This window comes from Paracoccus pantotrophus (genome assembly GCF_008824185.1).
GTDB lineage: Bacteria > Pseudomonadota > Alphaproteobacteria > Rhodobacterales > Rhodobacteraceae > Paracoccus > Paracoccus pantotrophus.
This window is the reverse complement of the sequence record NZ_CP044423.1, coordinates 565,754-581,505: the sequence shown is the minus strand read 5'-3', so window position 1 is coordinate 581,505 and position 15,752 is coordinate 565,754. Positions and strand designations below refer to the sequence as shown.

Here is a 15,752-nt window from a genome sequence, read left to right as displayed (position 1 = left end):
GGGGATGCGGGGGCGCATCCGGTGAAAGGCACCATCCCCTTTGCGGCCGGGCCCTCCCATGACCCGCCGGCCCGGAATGCGGAGCCAAGCCGCCCGCCTATCCTGTCGCGGCCCGCAAGTCAAAGCGAAACTAGGGCCGCATCAGCTGATCCTCGGTCCAGCCGAGCCGCGCCATGTCCTCGGCCCGCGCCGCCGCATCGTCGCCGACGATGAATTCGTCCAGCTGCGGCGGGACCATGCCGGCCTGCGACAGCAGGCCATGCACCTGCCCGCGGTGATGGGTCTGGTGCTGGAACAGATGCGAAAGCAGGTCGTCGCGGCGGTCGTGCTGCACGCGCAAGCCCCGGTCCACCGCCACGATTTCCGCCAGGGCGTCCGGCGTCAGCGCCGCGACCAGCGCCAGCAGGCGGTCGTCCATCCGCGTCTGCCATTCGGACAGCCGCGCGAGGTCAGGGCAATCCCGCGCCTCGGCCAGCGCGGCCTCATTGAGCGGCCGGCCCTCCAGCGCGTCGATATAGAAGCGGTCGACCAGCAGGATATGGTTCAGCGTGGCGCGGATCGAGCCGAAGAAGGACGGGCGCGGCGCCTCATAGGCGCCGGGCGGCAGGGCAGCGCAGGCGCGATGCAGCCGGGCATTGGCCAGGCGGTTCATCTGCGCCAGCTTGCGCAGCATGCGCAGCATCTGGACCATCGGGCACCTCCTGCCGCGATGATGCCGCGCGGCGCCCGCCGGGTCGAGCCTCTAGCGCCGCGGCCCGGCGGGATCATGGCCCAGGCTGCGGCGGATCTCGGCCAGGAACAGTTGCAGCGCCGGCACCGGGTCGCGGTGGTGATAGACGATATAGACCTCGGAGACCGGCGGGTTGGGCCGGATCGGCAGGAAGGTCAGCGGTCCCGCCGTCAGCTTGGCGATGCCCGCCGGCACGATGCTGACCCCGAAGCCCGCCACGATCAGGCTGGGGATCGACTGGGCATCCACCACCTGCTGCGAGACCCGCGGCCGATAGCCCGAGGCGATGATACAGGCCATGACATAGGCCGCGAAATCGGAACTGTCGGGGCGCAGCACCACATGCTGGTCCTCGCGCAGATCGTCGATCGAGACGCAGGTGCGCCCGGCCAGCCTGTGGTCGCTGCGCACCAGCGCCACCATCTCCTCGCGCCAGCCGTATTCATGGGCCAGCTCCTCGTCGCGCGGCACCGAGCGGTTGAAGCTGACATCGGTGCGCCGGCTCAGCACCTCGGTGATCTGCGTGGCCGGGGTCTGTTCGTGGACGCGCAGGGTGATTCGCGGATGCAGCCGGGCGAAATGCGCCAGAAGCTCGGCAAGGCCGCCGCGCAGGATCGAGCCGGTGGCGCCGATTTCCAGCAATCCGTCCTGGCCCTGCTGGATTTCGCGGATCTCGTGCAGGCTGCGTTCGTACTGGTCCAGCATGTTGCGCGCCCTGGGCAGGAACAGCGCGCCCGCCCGCGTCAGCGCCACCTTGCGGCTGGTGCGGCTGATCAGTTCGGCACCCACTTCGCGTTCAAGTGTCTGGATTTGCGTGCTCAGCGGCGGCTGCGACATGTTCAGCCGCCGGGCGGCGCGGGTGAAGTTCAACTCCTCGGCCAGAACGACGAAGCAGCGAAGCTGGCGTATTCTCATATCGTCACCATATTGATCAACGGCAAATCAATATTAGACACGGATGTGCCATTGGCCAACAATCTTCGGAATGAGGGGTGGCCGCGACCATGTGCCGATGCGCAAGGAGACGCATCGCCGCATCGCGGCCCCCCTTCCGTCACAGGGAGGAACGGAAACACATGCCGAATTGGTCCAGGTCCTTGTTTGGACAGGTCTGCGTGGCGCTGGTGCTGGGGATCGTCGCCGGCTTCTTCGCGCCCGAGTTCGCCGCCAAGATGAAGCCGCTGGGAGACGGGTTCATCAAGCTTATCAAGATGCTGATCCCCGTTATCGTGTTCTGCGTCGTCGTGCATGGCATCGCCGGCGCGGGCGACCTGAAAAAGGTCGGCAAGGTCGGCGTGCGCGCCATCATCTATTTCGAGATCATCACCACCATCGCGCTGGCCCTGGGCATCGCGGTCGCCTATCTGTTCGGGCCGGGCCATGGCATGAACATCGACGTGAGCCAGCTCGACGCCTCGGCGCTGTCGGCCTATGTGGACCGCGCGCATGAAGTCACCAGCGGCGGCACCGTCGACTTCCTGATGAAGCTGATCCCGACCACGATGATCAGCGGCTTCGCCCAGGGCGACATCCTGCAGGTGCTGCTGGTCGCCATCCTGTTCGGCTGCGCCCTGTCGCTGGTGGGCGAGCGCGGCAAGCCGCTGCTGCACATGATCGAGCTGACGGGCGACGTCACCTTCAAGATCATGTATTTCATCGTCCGGCTGGCGCCGCTGGGCGTGTTCGGCGCCATCGCCTTCACCGTCGGGCAATACGGCATCGGCTCGCTGGCGCAGCTGGGCTACCTGGTCGGGCTGTTCTACGTCACCATCGCCGTCTTCGTCTTTGTGGTCCTGGGCTTCGTGCTGCGGCTGGCGGGCTTCAACATCTTCAAGCTGCTGCGCTACCTGCGCACCGAGGTCGGCATCGTCGCCGGCACGGCCAGCAGCGATGCCGTGCTGCCCCAGACCATGCGCAAGCTGGAACACCTGGGTATCAAGGACTCGACCGTGGGGCTGGTGGTGCCGACAGGCTATTCCTTCAACCTCGACGCCTTCTCGATCTACCTGACGCTGGCGGCGGTCTTCATCGCCCAGGCGACCAACACGCCGCTGTCCACCACCGACCTGCTGGCCATCCTGGGCGTGGCGCTGGTGACGTCCAAGGGCGCGCATGGGGTGCCGGGCTCGGCCATCGTGATCCTGGCCGCGACGCTGGCCGCGATCCCGGCCATCCCCGCCATCGGGCTGGTGCTGGTGCTGTCGGTCGACTGGTTCATGGGCATCGCCCGCGCCCTGGGGAACTACCTGGGCAATTGCGTCGCCACCGTGGTCGTCGCCTCCTGGGTGGGGGATATCGACCGCGACCGCGCCCGCCGCATCCTCGAGGGCGAGGACATGCCGACCCTGGACGTGCTGGACGAGGATGCGCCGATGTCGCAGCCCCAGCACGGCTAAACGAAGTCGCCTCGCGGGGCTGGCCGGGCCCAGCGCGACGGATCCGGTCAGCCCCGCCGAGAAGACGGCCTGCGCCTTCCCTCCCGATGGCGCAGGCCATTTCGCGTCAGGGAAGGCCGGCGGCAAAGCCCTCGTCCGTCAGGATCCCGATCAGCGCCTGCTGGGCCCGGGTGCGATAACGCCGCGGATTGGTCAGCAGCGAGAACGGCCGCTCGGCCCCCGGCAGCGGCAGGGTGCGAATCCAGCCGGCGGCGGCCGGGCGCGCCACCGCCCGCTGCGACAGCGCCGCAAGGCACTGGCTGGAGGCCACCGCGTTCAGCACCGCCTCGTTCGAGGGCAATTCCAGCGCCAGGGGCAGCGCGGCCACGCACAGCCCCTGCCCGGCCAGCCAGGTCTCGAACTCGGACCGGGTGCCCGAACCCGGCTCGCGCAGGATCCAGCTCTGCGTGGCAAGCTCGGCCGGGGGCACCGCCTCGCGCCCGACCCAGGGGTGATCGGTCGCCATGACCAAAACCAGCCGGTCGCGCGCCACCACCTGCCGGTGCAGATCGCCATGCGCCACCGCGCCCTCGACCAGCCCCAGGTCGGCGCCGCCCTCCTGCACCGCATCGGCGACCTGGGTGGTGTTGCTGACGGTCAGCCGCAGCTCGATGTCCGGATGCATCTCGTGCAACGCCACCAGCCGCGGCGGCAGCCAATAGCTCGCGACGGTCTGGCTGGCATGGACCCGCAGCCGCCCGCGCGGCTCGCGCGCCAGATCCTCCAGCACCATCTCGGCCGTCTCGGCGCGGTCCAGCACGGCGCGCGCCTCGGCCATGAAGGCCTCGCCGGTCTCGGTCAGCAGGATGCGCCGCCCCACCCGATCGAAGAAGCGCACGCCATGCCGCGCCTCCAGCGCCGAGACGGCGGCGCTGACCGCCGATTGCGTCAGGTTCAGCGCCTCGGCCGCGCGGGTGACGTGCTGGCGCTCGGCCACGGCCAGGAAGATGCGGAGCTGTTCCAGCGTCATGCGCCATTGATAAGCAAAATCGAACGATATGGCAAATATAATGCGATGGATTGAACAGCGATCCGCGACCATGTTCCGCTGCATCAGCAAGGAAGCGCGATCATGTCCTCGACCGACCAGAACCAGCCAACATCCCCCGCCGTCGCCGCCTGGCTGGGCGCCACGCTGCCGGGGCTGGGACTGACCTTCGGCATCGCGGTCCTGGCGACGGCGGCGCATCGGTTCTCGGGCATCCCGGCGCTCAGCCCGCTGGTGGTGGCCATGGTGCTGGGCATGGCGCTGCGCAACCTCGTGGGCACGCCCGGGGCGGCACGGCCGGGCATCGGCTTTTCGCTGCGCCGCGTGCTGCGCTTTGCCATCGTGCTGCTGGGCTTCCAGCTGACGCTGGAGCAATTGCGCGCCGTGGGCCTGCCGGGGGTGGCGGTGATCGCGGTGGTGCTGGCCGCGACCTTCGCCTTCACCAGATGGGCCGGGCGGGCGCTGGGGGTCGAGGCGCGGCTGGCGGAACTGATCGCGGCCGGCACCTCGGTCTGCGGCGCCTCGGCGGTGATCGCGACGAACACGGTCACGCGCGGGACGGACGAGGACGTGGCCTATGCCATCGCCTGCGTGACGGTCTTCGGCTCGCTCTCGATGATCGCCATGCCGCTGCTGGGCGAGATGCTGGCGATGGGGCCTGCGCATTACGGCATCTGGGTCGGCGCGACCGTGCATGAGGTGGCGCAGGTCGTCGGCGCCGGCTTCCAGCACGGCGCCGAGGCCGGGCAGGCCGCGACCGTGGCCAAGCTGAGCCGGGTGATGCTGCTGGCGCCGCTGATCCTGGTGCTGGGCACGCTGGCGCGCCGCGGCGGCAAGGCCGCGCATGGCGCGGCGCCGACGCCCTGGTTCGTGCTGGGCTTCATCGCCGTGGTGCTGCTGAACAGCGCCCTGCCCCTGCCCGAGCCGCTGCATGCCGAGGTGGTGGCGCTGACCGCCTTCCTGCTGACCATGGCGCTGGCGGCGATGGGGCTGGAGACCGACATCCGCAAGCTGCGCGCCAAGGGCATCCGGCCGCTGGCGCTCGGGGCGCTGGCCTGGCTGTTCATCTCGACCCTGGGGCTGGGGCTGGTGGCGCTGCTGTGACCCCGCGGCATTGAGCCGCCCCGCCGCCATGCCTAGATTGGGCGCGATCCGCCAAAGGACCGCGCCCATGGCCCTAAAGCCCGCCGACCCCCGTCCGATGACCCGGCGCGAGACCGAGGTCCGCCGCTTCGTCCGCGCCCGCTATGGCCCGCGCGGCACGCTGGCGCTGCATCGCCACGCCCTTGGCCTCGACCTGCTGCGCGCGCCGGTGAACGTCATGCTGTCGCCGCTGTTCCTGCTGGTGCGGCTGGCCGCGCCGCTTCTGCGCCGCATCGGGCTACGGCGCGCGGGCGACTGGCTGTCGCGCCGGCAGATCTTCCTGAAATCCGACGTGGCGCAGCGGATCGAGGCGGACCTGGCCCGTTTCATCGAGGATCTGGCCGAAAAGGGGCTGGCGCCCGGGGCCGCGCCGCAAAGCGTCGCCCGCGCCGCCTCGGACTATGCCGAGACCCGCAATGCGATATCCGAGATCACCACCTCGGTCCTGGTGCTGGCCTCGGGGCTCTTGCTGTTCCACCGCGCCACGCCGAGCGTGATCTCGCTGGCCGGGCCGGTCGCACATCTGCGAGCGCAGGTGCAGGCGATCGAGGATTTTGCGCTGGGAAGCTGGGCCGGCCGCATGTGGTACGGCGCCTTCCCGCGCGAGCTGTCCAGCGTGGACCTGGTGCTGACCGGGGCGGTGCTGGCCATGCTCGCCTCGGTCCTGACGACCTTTGCCGGGCTCGTCGCCGATCCGGTCCAGCTTTGGACCGGCATCCACAAGCGCCGGGTGCTGCGGCTGCTGCGCCGGCTGGAGAAGGCCGAGGACGCGCCGGGGCTGGCGCGCGAACATGTTCTGGCCCGGCTGGGCGACCTGTCCGACGCGGCGCTGAGCCTGTGGCGCAGCTTCAGGGGCTAGGCCAAAGCACGGTTTCGTCGATCCCGGCCAGGTCGCGCCGCCCGGTCAGCGCCATCGCGACCTCAAGCTCGGCGCGCAGGATGGTCAGCATATGCGCGACCCCCGCCGCACCGCCCACCGCCAGCGCATGCAGCTGCGGCCGCCCGACCAGCACCGCCGCCGCGCCCATCGCCAGGGCCTTCAGCGCATCGGTGCCGCGCCGGATGCCGCCGTCGCACAGCACCGGGATGCGCCCGGCGACCTGGCGGGCCACCACCGGCAGCGCCTCGGCCGTCGCCGGCAGCGTGTCGAGCGCCCGCCCGCCGTGGTTCGAGACGATCACGCCGTCCACCCCGGCCGCGACCGCACGCCCGGCATCATGCGCCGACATAATGCCTTTCAGCAGCAGCGGCAGCCGGGTCTGCGCTTTCAGCCAGACGATGTCCTCCCAGCGCGGCGCCTGATCCAGCAGGCCCAGGAAGGTCGCCGCCCGCCCCGGCTCGCTGCGGATCTGCGGCGGGCGCATGCCGTCCAGGTTGACCGCCCGCAGCCCCTCGGGCAGGGCGAAGCCGGCGCGGGCTTCGGTGTTGCGGATGCCGTTCACCGGCGCATCCACGGTCACGACCAGCGCGCGACAACCCGCCGCCTCGGCCCGGCGGACCAGCGCCAGCGTGTCGGCCCGGTCGGGCTGCATGTAGAGCTGGAACCACAAGGGCCCCTGCGCGCGGGCCGCGATCTCCTCCAGCGGCAGGCCGGACTGGGTCGAGACCACCATCAGGCTGCCGGTCGCCGCGGCGCCAAGGGCGGTCGCATGTTCCCCCTCGGCATGGGCGAGCCCGTGAAAGGCCACCGGCGCCAGCAGGAAGGGATGCGGCAGGTCCAGGCCGAAAAGCCGCAGACCGGTATGCGCCCCCCGCATGTCGCAAAGCAGGCGCGATTGCAGCCTGATCCCCCGCCAGGCGGCAAGGTTGGCCTGTGCCGTCAGCCCGTCCGCGCCGGCGCCATCGACATAGGCCCGCGCCGGGACGGGCAGGATGGCGGCGGCCAGGCGCTGGTAATCCTCCAGCGCCACCACGTCGGGGGGAATGGCCTGGGTCAAATCTCGGACCAGTGGCGGATCATGTTGTGATAATGCGCGGTGATGCCCGTGACCGCCGGATCGTCGTCAGGCAGCATCGCGCGGATGCGCATGATCGACTGGTCGAGGTCATAGAGCATGTGCCGCCTCCAGTCGTCCTTGACCATCGACTGCGCCCAGAAGAACGAGGCCCAGCGCGAGCCGCGCGTCACCGGCGTCACCGAATGCAGCGAGGTCGCGGGATAGACCACGGCATGACCCGCCGGCAGCTTGACGCGATGCTCGCCATAGGTGTCGTGCACGACCAGCTCGCCGCCGTCGTAATCTGCGGGCGGGGTCAGGAAGACGGTGGTCGAGACATCGGTGCGGATGCGCTGGCCGCTGCCGGGCACGACCCGGATCGAGCCGTCGACATGGGCGCCGAAGGTCATGCCCTCGTCATAGCGGTTGAACATCGGCGGCAACACGTGCAGGGGCAGCGCGGCCGAGGAATAGACCGGGCTGCGCCCCAGCGCCCGCATGACGATGCCGCTGAGTTCGCGTGCCACCGGGCTGTCCACCGGCACCTGGAGGTTCAGCTTGACCTTGGCCGCCTGATCGCCGGCGGTGCTGCGGCCGTCGACCCAGTCGGTACCCTCCAGCACCTGCCGGATATAGGCGACCTCCTCGGGCGTCAGCAGATCCGGAATGGTGACGAGCATGGGATTCTCCTGCGGTGGAATGCGGCGGGCGCAGGATAGGGCCGGGGCCGCAGAAAGTTAAGCGTTTTTGTCGGATTTTGGGAATGCCCGCAGCGCGAGCGAGAGGGAACGGCCCGAAAGCCGTCCCCGAAGCGGTGGCGACGCGATCCTCAGAACGCGTGCTTCAGCGTCAGCACGAAATTCCGCCCCGGCTCGATATTGGCGAATTGCCCGCTATGCGAGTCGGTATAGATCTGGCGGTCGAAGACGTTGTTGATGTTGAGCTGCAACGCCGTGGCCTCGTTCAGCCGATAGGCCGCCATCAGGTCGGTGCGCCAGCTTGACGGCAGGCCGGCATCGGCATCGCCGTTCTGCGAATAGCTGGCCATGCGCTTGCCGGTATAGGTCACGCCGCCGCCCAGCGTCAGTTCCGGGCTGTAGTCATAGGTCGTCCACAGCGAGAAACTGTTGCGCGGGATCTTCACGACCTGCTTGCCGGTGGCGGGGTTCGGATAGGGATCGCCGCCGCCGCGCGGCGTACTCCAGCCGCCGTCCTTCAGCTTGACGTCCTGATAGACATAGCCGCCCCAGATGCCCCAGCGCTCGGTGAGCTGGCCGGCAAAGCCCAGCTCGATGCCCTTGGCGGTGGTATTGCCGATATTTTCGGTCTCGCCCAGGGCGTTGGTGACGCGGGCATTGTCCTTTTCGGTCCTGAACAGCGCCGCGCTCAGCTCAAGCTGATCGTTCAGCACCAGCCATTTCGTGCCGATCTCGTAATTCACGCTGCGCTCGGGATCGAGGCTGTCCAGATCGTCCGAGGCATTGCTGCCGCCGGTGCCCGCGCCTTCGCCCGCCGGGTTCGAGGAGGTGCTGGCCGAGGCATAGATCGAGCCATTGGGCACCGGCTTGTAAACCACGCCCAGCATCCCGTTCAGGAAATCGGAATCGTTGTCGTTGCTCGCGCGTGGATCATCCTCGGTCGCATGGGTGACGCTGTCGACGCTGTAATCGTCCCAGCGTAGCCCCACCGTCGCCTCCCATTGCGGGGTGAAGGTGATGGTGTCCAGCGCGTAGACGCCGCGCGACTTGGTGGTGCTGTAGCCGGTCTCGCCGCCGCGCTCGATGCTGCCGCCCCAGAACGCGCCGGGATTCGGATTCTCATAGGGCGAGGTCGGCATCGGGTCGGGATTGTTCACCGCCAGCCGGCGGGTGGCGGCGCGGGAATTGGCGATGTCCACCCCGACCGCGAAGCGATGCTCGACGCCCCAGGCCCGTGCCTCGCCCGAAAGCTGGGCGTTGAACGACACGGTCTCGTTCACCCGGTCCGAAGCCTTGGAACTGCGCGACACCAGCCCGTCGCTGCCCGAGGTCGGCGAGGTCACGACATAGGTGTTGGTGTCGCGCGCCTTGCGCAGGGCCGTGGTCAGCCGCAGGCTGTCCGAGAAGGCATGTTCGAACTTCACATAGCCCGAGGCGGATTCGAGATCGCGGAAATCGCGCGCGTGCAGGCCGTAGAAGGTATCGGGCTCGACATCGGCCGGCAGGAACGGGTCGACGCTGGTGCCCGAACCACGCCGCCATGCCGCCGGCGTGCTCGCATTGGACATCGGCACGCCGTAATCGGGCGTATCCTCGTCCTTGTAGTAATACAGCCCGGCGGTGATCTTGCTGTCGTCGGTCAGGCGATAGCTGATGCTGGGCGCCACGCCGAAGCGCCGGGACTCGACGCCGTCGCGCCCGCCCAGATCGTCGGCGTGCTGCCCCATCAGGTTCAGGCGCAGGCCGATCGCGCCGAATTCACGGTTCGAATCCAGCGTGCCGCGGACATAGTTGCCGGTGCCATAGGACAGCGCCACCTCGTCAAAGGCGCCCGGCTGCGGGGTCTTGCTGTTCAGGCTGATGGTGCCGCCGGTCGAACCGGCGCCGGAATAGACGCCGCCCGGACCCTTGCTGATCTCGATCGATTCCAGGTTGAAGGCCTCGTATTGCGTGCGCGAGGCGTTGCGCATGCCGTCGACCAGCATGTCCTGGCTGGCCTCGAAGCCGCGGATATAGGGGCGCACGCCCTGCGGCACGCCGCCCTCGCCCGCGCCCAGGGTGACGCCCGGCGTTGTGCGCAGCACGTCCGCGACCGAGGTCTGGCCGCGCTCCTCGATCTGGCGCGCGGTGACGACGGTCACGGTCTTGGGCGTGTCGAGCAGCGGCGCGGTGGCCTTGTCCGAGGCGCTCTCGGTGACCTTGTAGCTGGTCTCGGCCTCGTTGCCCTGCTGGCGGCGGATGACCACCGTGTCCAGGGTTACGGTATCCTGCGCCTGGGCGGGGCCGGCCACGCCGGCCGAGATGGCCAGCACGGGCAGCAAGCCCAGGGTCGGCAGCAATTGCGCGGCTGACCCCGAGGCAGGCGGTTTGGGATGGGTTTTGTTCATGGGTTGATCCCGGCACGAAAGATGAGTCGCAACCGCCTCAAGGCGGAAACGACAGGAAGGTGCTGGCTCATCAATGGCTTGCGCGTTCGCGCAGCGGAAAGCGGGGTGAAACCGCGGTCCGGCTGCGCTTGATCAACGCAAGAGGACAAATTGTCATACCTTGTCAAACGACGCAGCGTCATTTCCCGGCTCCGCAACCTCGCCTGTTGCCATAATCCAACAGTCTGCCGGGTGCTGCGCCCGCGCCATGGCCCGTCATCGCCGCCGCCGGCAGCATATCCAGCCCCTGCCCGCGATCCCGGCGACCCACCAGATGTTCTAAGAACAGTGCCATCGCCCACTAAATCTGGATTGACCCGGCCTGTGACCCGTGGCTAACTGCGGGGGTCATGGTTGCCCTGGGGCCGACTCGGGGATGAAAAGGGAAGCCGGTGAAAAGCCGGCACTGCCCCCGCAGCTGTAAGCGGCGAGCGACGCTGGAATGCCACTGGAGCCCAGGCTCCGGGAAGGCCGGCCGAGCCGAGACCCGCAAGTCAGAAGACCTGCCATGGCGCGAAAGAACGAAACCGTGCGGCGGGCGCGGGGCTGGAACAGGGTCCGGTGGCATGTCCATCGGCCCGGCCCTCTCTTGCCGACAGAACAGAAGGAGCCGGGCCATGCCCATCACCGTTTACTCCAAGCCCGCCTGCGTGCAATGCACCGCCACCACGCGGGCGCTCGACGCGCGCGGCCTGGCTTATCGGCTGGTCGACCTGACCGAGGACGAGGCGGCGATGGAGCTGGTCGCCTCGCTGGGCTATCGTCAGGCCCCGGTGGTCGTCGCCGGCGATGCGCATTGGGCGGGCTTCCGGCCCGACATGATCGGCCGGCTGTCCTGACCGGCGCCATGGGCGGGCTGGTCTATTATTCCTCGGCCTCGGGGAACACCGCGCGCTTCGTCGCGCGGCTGGGGCTGGCGGCCGGGCGCATTCCGGTCTCGCCGCGCGACGCGCTGCCGCAGCCCGCGGCGCCCTATGTGCTGATCTGCCCGACCTATGCCGATGGCGAGGGACGCGGCGCGGTGCCGAAACAGGTGATCCGTTTTCTGAACGATCCCGCCCGCCGCGGCCTGCTGCGCGGCGTGATCGGCAGCGGCAACCGCAATTTCGGCACCGCCTTCGCCCTGTCGGCCAGGGTGATCGCCGCAAAATGCAACGTGCCCGTGCTTTACCGCTTCGAGCTGGCGGGCGACGACAATGATCTTTCCCGCGTCCGGGCGGGGCTTGAGAAATTCTGGGGGACGGAATGCTTGACGATGGCGTAAAGGCCGAGCTGGACTATCACGCGCTGAACGCGATGCTGAACCTTTACGACGGCGAGGGCCGCATCCGCTTCGACGCGGATCGCAAGGCCGCGCGGCAGTATTTCCTGCAGCATGTCAACCAGAACACCGTCTTCTTCCACTCGCTGGACGAGAAGCTGGGCTATCTGGTGGACGAGGGCTATTACGAGGCCGAAGTCCTGGAGCAGTATCCGCGCGAGTTCCTGCACCGGATCTGGGACGCGGCCTATGCGCGGAAGTTCCGCTTTCCGACCTTCCTGGGCGCCTTCAAGTATTATACCAGCTACACGCTGAAGACCCGCGACGGGCGGCGCTATCTGGAACGCTACGAGGACCGGGTGGTCATGGTCGCGCTGGCCTTAGCGCGCGGCGACGAGGATCTCGCCATGCGCTTCATGGAGGAAATCCTGTCGGGCCGCTTCCAGCCGGCGACGCCGACCTTCCTGAACGCCGGCAAGAAGTCGCGGGGCGAGCTGATCTCGTGCTTCCTCTTGCGGCTGGAGGACAACATGGAGAGCATCGGCCGCGGCATCAATTCGGCGCTGCAGCTTTCCAAGCGCGGCGGCGGCGTCGCCCTGATGCTGACCAACCTGCGCGAGGCCGGCGCGCCGATCAAGGGGATCGAGAACCAGTCCTCGGGCGTCATCCCGGTAATGAAACTGCTGGAGGACAGCTTTTCCTATGCCAACCAGCTGGGCGCGCGGCAGGGCGCCGGCGCGGTCTACCTGAACGCGCATCACCCCGACATCCTGCGCTTCCTCGACACCAAGCGCGAGAATGCCGACGAGAAGATCCGCATCAAGACGCTGTCGCTCGGCGTGGTCATCCCCGACGTGACCTTCGAGCTCGCCAAGCGCAACGAGGACATGTATCTGTTCTCGCCCCATGACGTGGAGCGGGTCTACGGCCTGCCCTTCTCGGAGATTTCCGTCACCGAGAAATATGCCGAGATGGTCGACGACAAGCGCATCAGGAAGAAGAAGATCAATGCCCGCGCCTTCTTCCAGACCCTGGCCGAGATCCAGTTCGAGAGCGGCTATCCCTATATCATGTTCGAGGACACGGTGAACCGCGCCAACCCGGTCGCCGGCCGCATCAGCATGTCGAACCTGTGCAGCGAGATCCTGCAGGTGAACGAGGCGAGCACGTTCAACGAAGATCTGAGCTATTCCCATTTGGGCACTGATATTTCATGCAATCTCGGCTCGCTGAACATCGCCGCGACCATGGACGGGCCGGATTTCGGCGCGACCGTCGAGGTGGCGATCCGGGCGCTGACCGCGGTGTCGGAAATGTCGGCGATCGAGGCCGTGCCCTCGATCCGGCGCGGCAATGACGAGGCGCATGCCGTGGGCCTGGGCCAGATGAACCTGCACGGCTTCCTGGCGCGCGAGCGCATCCATTACGGCAGCCCCGAGGGGATCGAGTTCACCAGCGTCTATTTCGCCGCCGTCGCCTATCACGCCATCCGCGCCTCGAACGGGCTTGCGCAGGAAAAGGGCCGGACCTTCAAGGATTTCGAGACGTCGAAATATGCCGACGGCTCGTTCTTCGACAAATACGTCACGCGCGACTGGCTGCCCTCGCTGCCCGAGGTTGCGCGGGTCTTCGCGGGCATCAGCCTGCCCACCCGCGAGGATTGGGCCATGCTGCGGGAATCGGTGATGCGGCACGGGCTTTACAACCGTAACCTGCAGGCGGTGCCGCCGACGGGCTCGATCAGCTACATCAACAACTCGACCAGCTCGATCCATCCCATCGTCGCCAAGATCGAGATCCGCAAGGAAGGCAAGATCGGCCGGGTCTATTACCCCGCGCCCTTCATGGACAACGACAACCTGGACTATTACCGCGACGCCTACGAGATCGGCCCCGAGGCGATCATCGACACCTATGCGGCGGCGACCGAGCATGTCGACCAGGGCCTGTCGCTGACGCTGTTCTTCCCGGCCGAGGCCACCACGCGCGACATCAACCGCGCCCAGATCCATGCCTGGAAGAAAGGCATCAAGACGATCTATTACATCCGGCTCCGCCAGACCGCGCTGGAAGGCACCGAGGTGCAGGGCTGCGTCTCCTGCACGCTTTGAGGCGGGGGCTGTCTGCCCCCGCACCCCCGAGGATATTTGGACAAGAAAGAAAGGCTCTTCGGATGAAGGACCATGCGCAGCGGACGCCCCTGCGGGCGATCAACTGGAACCGGCTGGAGGACGAGAAGGATCTGGAGGTCTGGAACCGGCTGACCGTGAACTTCTGGCTGCCCGAGAAGGTGCCGCTTTCCAATGACGTGCAGAGCTGGGCCACGCTGCGCCCCGAGGAGCGCGAATTGACCATCCGCGTCTTTACCGGGCTGACGCTTCTGGACACGATCCAGAACACCCTGGGCGCACCGGCGATGATGCCCGATGCGCTGACCCCGCATGAGGAGGCGGTGCTGTCCAACATCGCCTTCATGGAGGCGGTGCATGCGCGGTCCTATTCCTCGATCTTCTCGACGCTGTGCCTGACGCCCGAGGTGGACGCGGCCTTTCGCTGGGCCGAGGAAAACCTGCATCTGCAGCAGAAGGCGCGGCTGGTGCTGGAGGAATACCAGGCCGGCTCGGACCCTCTGAAGCGCAAGATCGCCAGCGTGTTCCTGGAAAGCTTCCTGTTCTATTCCGGCTTCTACCTGCCGATGTACTGGTCGAGCCGCGCCAAGCTGACCAATACCGCCGACCTGATCCGCCTCATTATCCGCGACGAGGCTGTGCATGGCTATTACATCGGCTACAAGTACCAGCGCGGGCTGGAGCGGCTGGGCGAGGCCGAGCGCGCGGCGCTGAAGGATTTCGCCTTTTCGCTGATCTTCGATCTCTACGATATCGAGGCGAAATACACCGCAGAGCTTTATGACGGCATCGGGCTGACCGAGGACGTCAAGGCCTTCCTGCATTACAACGCCAACAAGGCCTTGCAGAACCTGGGCTACGAGGCGCTGTTCCCGCCGCAGGCCTGCGAGGTCAGCCCGGCGATCCTGGCCGCCCTGTCCCCGGACAGCGAGAACCACGATTTCTTCAGCGGCTCGGGGTCGAGCTATGTCATCGGCAAGGCGGTCGCGACCGAGGATGAGGACTGGGACTTCTAGGCGCGCGGGTTGCGCGCCAGCCGCTGCGCGATGGCCGAGCAGACCAGCAGCTGCGTCATGTGATAGATCATCACCGGCAGCACGGTAGCGCCCACCGTCGCCGCCGGGAAGATCGCCGTGGCGATGGGCAGCCCGCTGGCGAGGCTCTTGGTCGAGCCGCAGAAGAACAGCACCGCCTGGTCCTGGGGCGGCAGGCGGAACAGCCGCCCGGCGCCCACCATGCCCCCCATGACCAGGGCCAGCAGCAGCGCAGTGACCAGGAAGCACAGCACCAGCCCGGGCAGCGGGATCGCCGACCAGATGCCCGCGACGGTGCCGGCGCCGAAGGCGGAATAGACGATGAGCAGGATCGAGCCCCGGTCCACCACCATGGTCATGAGCCGGTGGCGCTGGACGAAGCCGCCGATCCAGCGCCGCAGCAATTGCCCTGCGACGAAGGGCAGCAGGATCTGCACCGCGATCTTCTGGATGGCGTCCAGGCTGGCGCCGCCGCCCTCCTGATGCAGAAGATGCGTGACCAGCAGCGGCGTCAGCACCACACCCACCAGGTTCGACAGCGAGGCGGCGCAGATCGCCGCCGGCACGTTGCCACCCGCGATCGAGGTGAAGGCGATCGAGCTTTGCACCGTCGAGGGCAGCACGGCCAGGAACAGCAGTCCCAGCGTCAGTTCAGGGCCCAGCACGCGGCCGAACAGGATGGCCAGCAGGATGCCCAGGGCCGGGAACAGCGCATAGGTGGCGCCGAAGGTCAGGCCCTGAAGCCGCAGGTTCAAGAGCCCCGCCCGGACCGAGGCCGGATCGAGCTTGGCGCCGTAGAGGAAGAACAGCAGCGTCACCGCCCAGAAGGTCGCACCGCGCAGGATCTCGGCCGCCATGCCGCGGGCGGGCAACAGCAGCCCCAGCAGCACCATGCCGATCAGCAGCAGCATGTAGGTGTCGATGCCGATCCGTTTCAATGCCTGCATGGTCTTCCCCGTCGCGCGTTCGCC

At 67.8% G+C, this 15,752-nt stretch carries 14 protein-coding genes and 1 riboswitch; of the genes, 7 read left to right on the top strand and 7 right to left on the bottom strand.

Annotated features, from left to right (window positions below):
* Nucleotides 1-130: 130 nt before the first annotated feature.
* Both ESD82_RS02765 and ESD82_RS02760 read right to left on the bottom strand, forming a co-directional pair.
* Nucleotides 131-691 (bottom strand): DinB family protein, encoded by a 561-nt coding sequence (locus ESD82_RS02765; protein WP_147429052.1) that lies wholly within the window; start codon nt 689-691, stop codon nt 131-133.
* A 51-nt stretch (nt 692-742) separates the two neighbouring features.
* A complete protein-coding gene (locus ESD82_RS02760) occupies nt 743-1,645 on the bottom strand; it encodes a LysR family transcriptional regulator (RefSeq protein ID WP_147429053.1) in 903 nt (300 codons plus the stop codon).
* A gap of 161 nt (nt 1,646-1,806) precedes the next feature.
* On the opposite strand from ESD82_RS02760, the gene ESD82_RS02755 reads away from it, so the two are divergent.
* Complete coding sequence (locus ESD82_RS02755) at nt 1,807-3,126, top strand: C4-dicarboxylate transporter DctA (RefSeq protein ID WP_028709814.1); 1,320 nt, start codon at nt 1,807-1,809, stop codon at nt 3,124-3,126.
* A 106-nt stretch (nt 3,127-3,232) separates the two neighbouring features.
* Here the strand turns inward: ESD82_RS02755 and ESD82_RS02750 are convergent, their stop codons facing one another.
* Nucleotides 3,233-4,135, bottom strand: a complete 903-nt coding sequence (locus ESD82_RS02750; RefSeq protein WP_147429054.1) for a LysR family transcriptional regulator — start codon at nt 4,133-4,135, stop codon at nt 3,233-3,235.
* A gap of 102 nt (nt 4,136-4,237) precedes the next feature.
* Between ESD82_RS02750 and ESD82_RS02745 the strand changes: the two genes are divergently transcribed.
* Nucleotides 4,238-5,257: a YeiH family protein gene (locus tag ESD82_RS02745; protein ID WP_024842583.1), complete on the top strand. Its 1,020-nt coding sequence runs from the start codon at nt 4,238-4,240 to the stop codon at nt 5,255-5,257.
* Between the two features lie 67 nt (nt 5,258-5,324).
* Entirely contained in the window at nt 5,325-6,155 is an 831-nt protein-coding gene (locus tag ESD82_RS02740) for a DUF6635 family protein (protein ID WP_147429055.1), read from the top strand.
* On the opposite strand, the gene ESD82_RS02735 is transcribed toward ESD82_RS02740, so the two are convergent.
* From ESD82_RS02735 to ESD82_RS02725, 3 genes are all read right to left on the bottom strand, one after another.
* Nucleotides 6,145-7,233, bottom strand: coding sequence for an alpha-hydroxy acid oxidase (locus ESD82_RS02735; protein WP_028709816.1), 1,089 nt, complete (start codon nt 7,231-7,233; stop codon nt 6,145-6,147). The genes ESD82_RS02740 and ESD82_RS02735 overlap by 11 nt on opposite strands.
* Nucleotides 7,230-7,913 (bottom strand): Fe2+-dependent dioxygenase, encoded by a 684-nt coding sequence (locus ESD82_RS02730; RefSeq protein ID WP_147429056.1) that lies wholly within the window; start codon nt 7,911-7,913, stop codon nt 7,230-7,232. The genes ESD82_RS02735 and ESD82_RS02730 overlap by 4 nt, the downstream gene beginning before the upstream one ends.
* Nucleotides 7,914-8,062: 149 nt before the next feature.
* A complete protein-coding gene (locus ESD82_RS02725; RefSeq protein WP_147429057.1) occupies nt 8,063-10,318 on the bottom strand; it encodes a TonB-dependent receptor in 2,256 nt (751 codons plus the stop codon).
* A gap of 373 nt (nt 10,319-10,691) precedes the next feature.
* Nucleotides 10,692-10,882: riboswitch (cobalamin riboswitch) on the top strand.
* Between the two features lie 92 nt (nt 10,883-10,974).
* Here ESD82_RS02725 and nrdH point away from each other — a divergent pair.
* From nrdH to nrdF, 4 genes are all read left to right on the top strand, one after another.
* Nucleotides 10,975-11,196: a glutaredoxin-like protein NrdH gene (gene nrdH, locus ESD82_RS02720; RefSeq protein ID WP_024842578.1), complete on the top strand. Its 222-nt coding sequence runs from the start codon at nt 10,975-10,977 to the stop codon at nt 11,194-11,196.
* An 8-nt stretch (nt 11,197-11,204) separates the two neighbouring features.
* Entirely contained in the window at nt 11,205-11,621 is a 417-nt protein-coding gene (gene nrdI / locus ESD82_RS02715) for a class Ib ribonucleoside-diphosphate reductase assembly flavoprotein NrdI (RefSeq protein ID WP_024842577.1), read from the top strand.
* Nucleotides 11,603-13,729: a class 1b ribonucleoside-diphosphate reductase subunit alpha gene (gene nrdE / locus ESD82_RS02710; RefSeq protein WP_147429058.1), complete on the top strand. Its 2,127-nt coding sequence runs from the start codon at nt 11,603-11,605 to the stop codon at nt 13,727-13,729. The genes nrdI and nrdE overlap by 19 nt, the downstream gene beginning before the upstream one ends.
* A gap of 62 nt (nt 13,730-13,791) precedes the next feature.
* Nucleotides 13,792-14,763: a class 1b ribonucleoside-diphosphate reductase subunit beta gene (gene nrdF / locus ESD82_RS02705; RefSeq protein ID WP_147429059.1), complete on the top strand. Its 972-nt coding sequence runs from the start codon at nt 13,792-13,794 to the stop codon at nt 14,761-14,763.
* Here the strand turns inward: nrdF and ESD82_RS02700 are convergent.
* On the bottom strand, nt 14,760-15,728 hold the full coding sequence (locus ESD82_RS02700) for a bile acid:sodium symporter family protein (protein WP_024842574.1): 969 nt from the start codon (nt 15,726-15,728) through the stop codon (nt 14,760-14,762). The genes nrdF and ESD82_RS02700 overlap by 4 nt on opposite strands.
* Between the last annotated feature and the right edge of the window lie 24 nt (nt 15,729-15,752).

Excerpts from the sequence above, each read along its gene's own strand:
- nrdF (WP_147429059.1), top strand. The coding sequence starts at position 13,792 with ATGAAGGACCATGCGCAGCGGACGCCCCTGCGGGCGATCAACTGGAAC.
- nrdI (WP_024842577.1), top strand. The coding sequence starts at position 11,205 with ATGGGCGGGCTGGTCTATTATTCCTCGGCCTCGGGGAACACCGCGCGC.
- nrdE (WP_147429058.1), top strand. The coding sequence starts at position 11,603 with ATGCTTGACGATGGCGTAAAGGCCGAGCTGGACTATCACGCGCTGAAC.
- ESD82_RS02755 (WP_028709814.1), top strand. The coding sequence starts at position 1,807 with ATGCCGAATTGGTCCAGGTCCTTGTTTGGACAGGTCTGCGTGGCGCTG.
- ESD82_RS02760 (WP_147429053.1), bottom strand. The coding sequence starts at position 1,645 with ATGAGAATACGCCAGCTTCGCTGCTTCGTCGTTCTGGCCGAGGAGTTG.
- ESD82_RS02745 (WP_024842583.1), top strand. The coding sequence starts at position 4,238 with ATGTCCTCGACCGACCAGAACCAGCCAACATCCCCCGCCGTCGCCGCC.
- ESD82_RS02730 (WP_147429056.1), bottom strand. The coding sequence starts at position 7,913 with ATGCTCGTCACCATTCCGGATCTGCTGACGCCCGAGGAGGTCGCCTAT.
- ESD82_RS02765 (WP_147429052.1), bottom strand. The coding sequence starts at position 691 with ATGGTCCAGATGCTGCGCATGCTGCGCAAGCTGGCGCAGATGAACCGC.
- ESD82_RS02740 (WP_147429055.1), top strand. The coding sequence starts at position 5,325 with ATGGCCCTAAAGCCCGCCGACCCCCGTCCGATGACCCGGCGCGAGACC.
- ESD82_RS02700 (WP_024842574.1), bottom strand. The coding sequence starts at position 15,728 with ATGCAGGCATTGAAACGGATCGGCATCGACACCTACATGCTGCTGCTG.
- nrdH (WP_024842578.1), top strand. The coding sequence starts at position 10,975 with ATGCCCATCACCGTTTACTCCAAGCCCGCCTGCGTGCAATGCACCGCC.
- ESD82_RS02750 (WP_147429054.1), bottom strand. The coding sequence starts at position 4,135 with ATGACGCTGGAACAGCTCCGCATCTTCCTGGCCGTGGCCGAGCGCCAG.
- ESD82_RS02725 (WP_147429057.1), bottom strand. The coding sequence starts at position 10,318 with ATGAACAAAACCCATCCCAAACCGCCTGCCTCGGGGTCAGCCGCGCAA.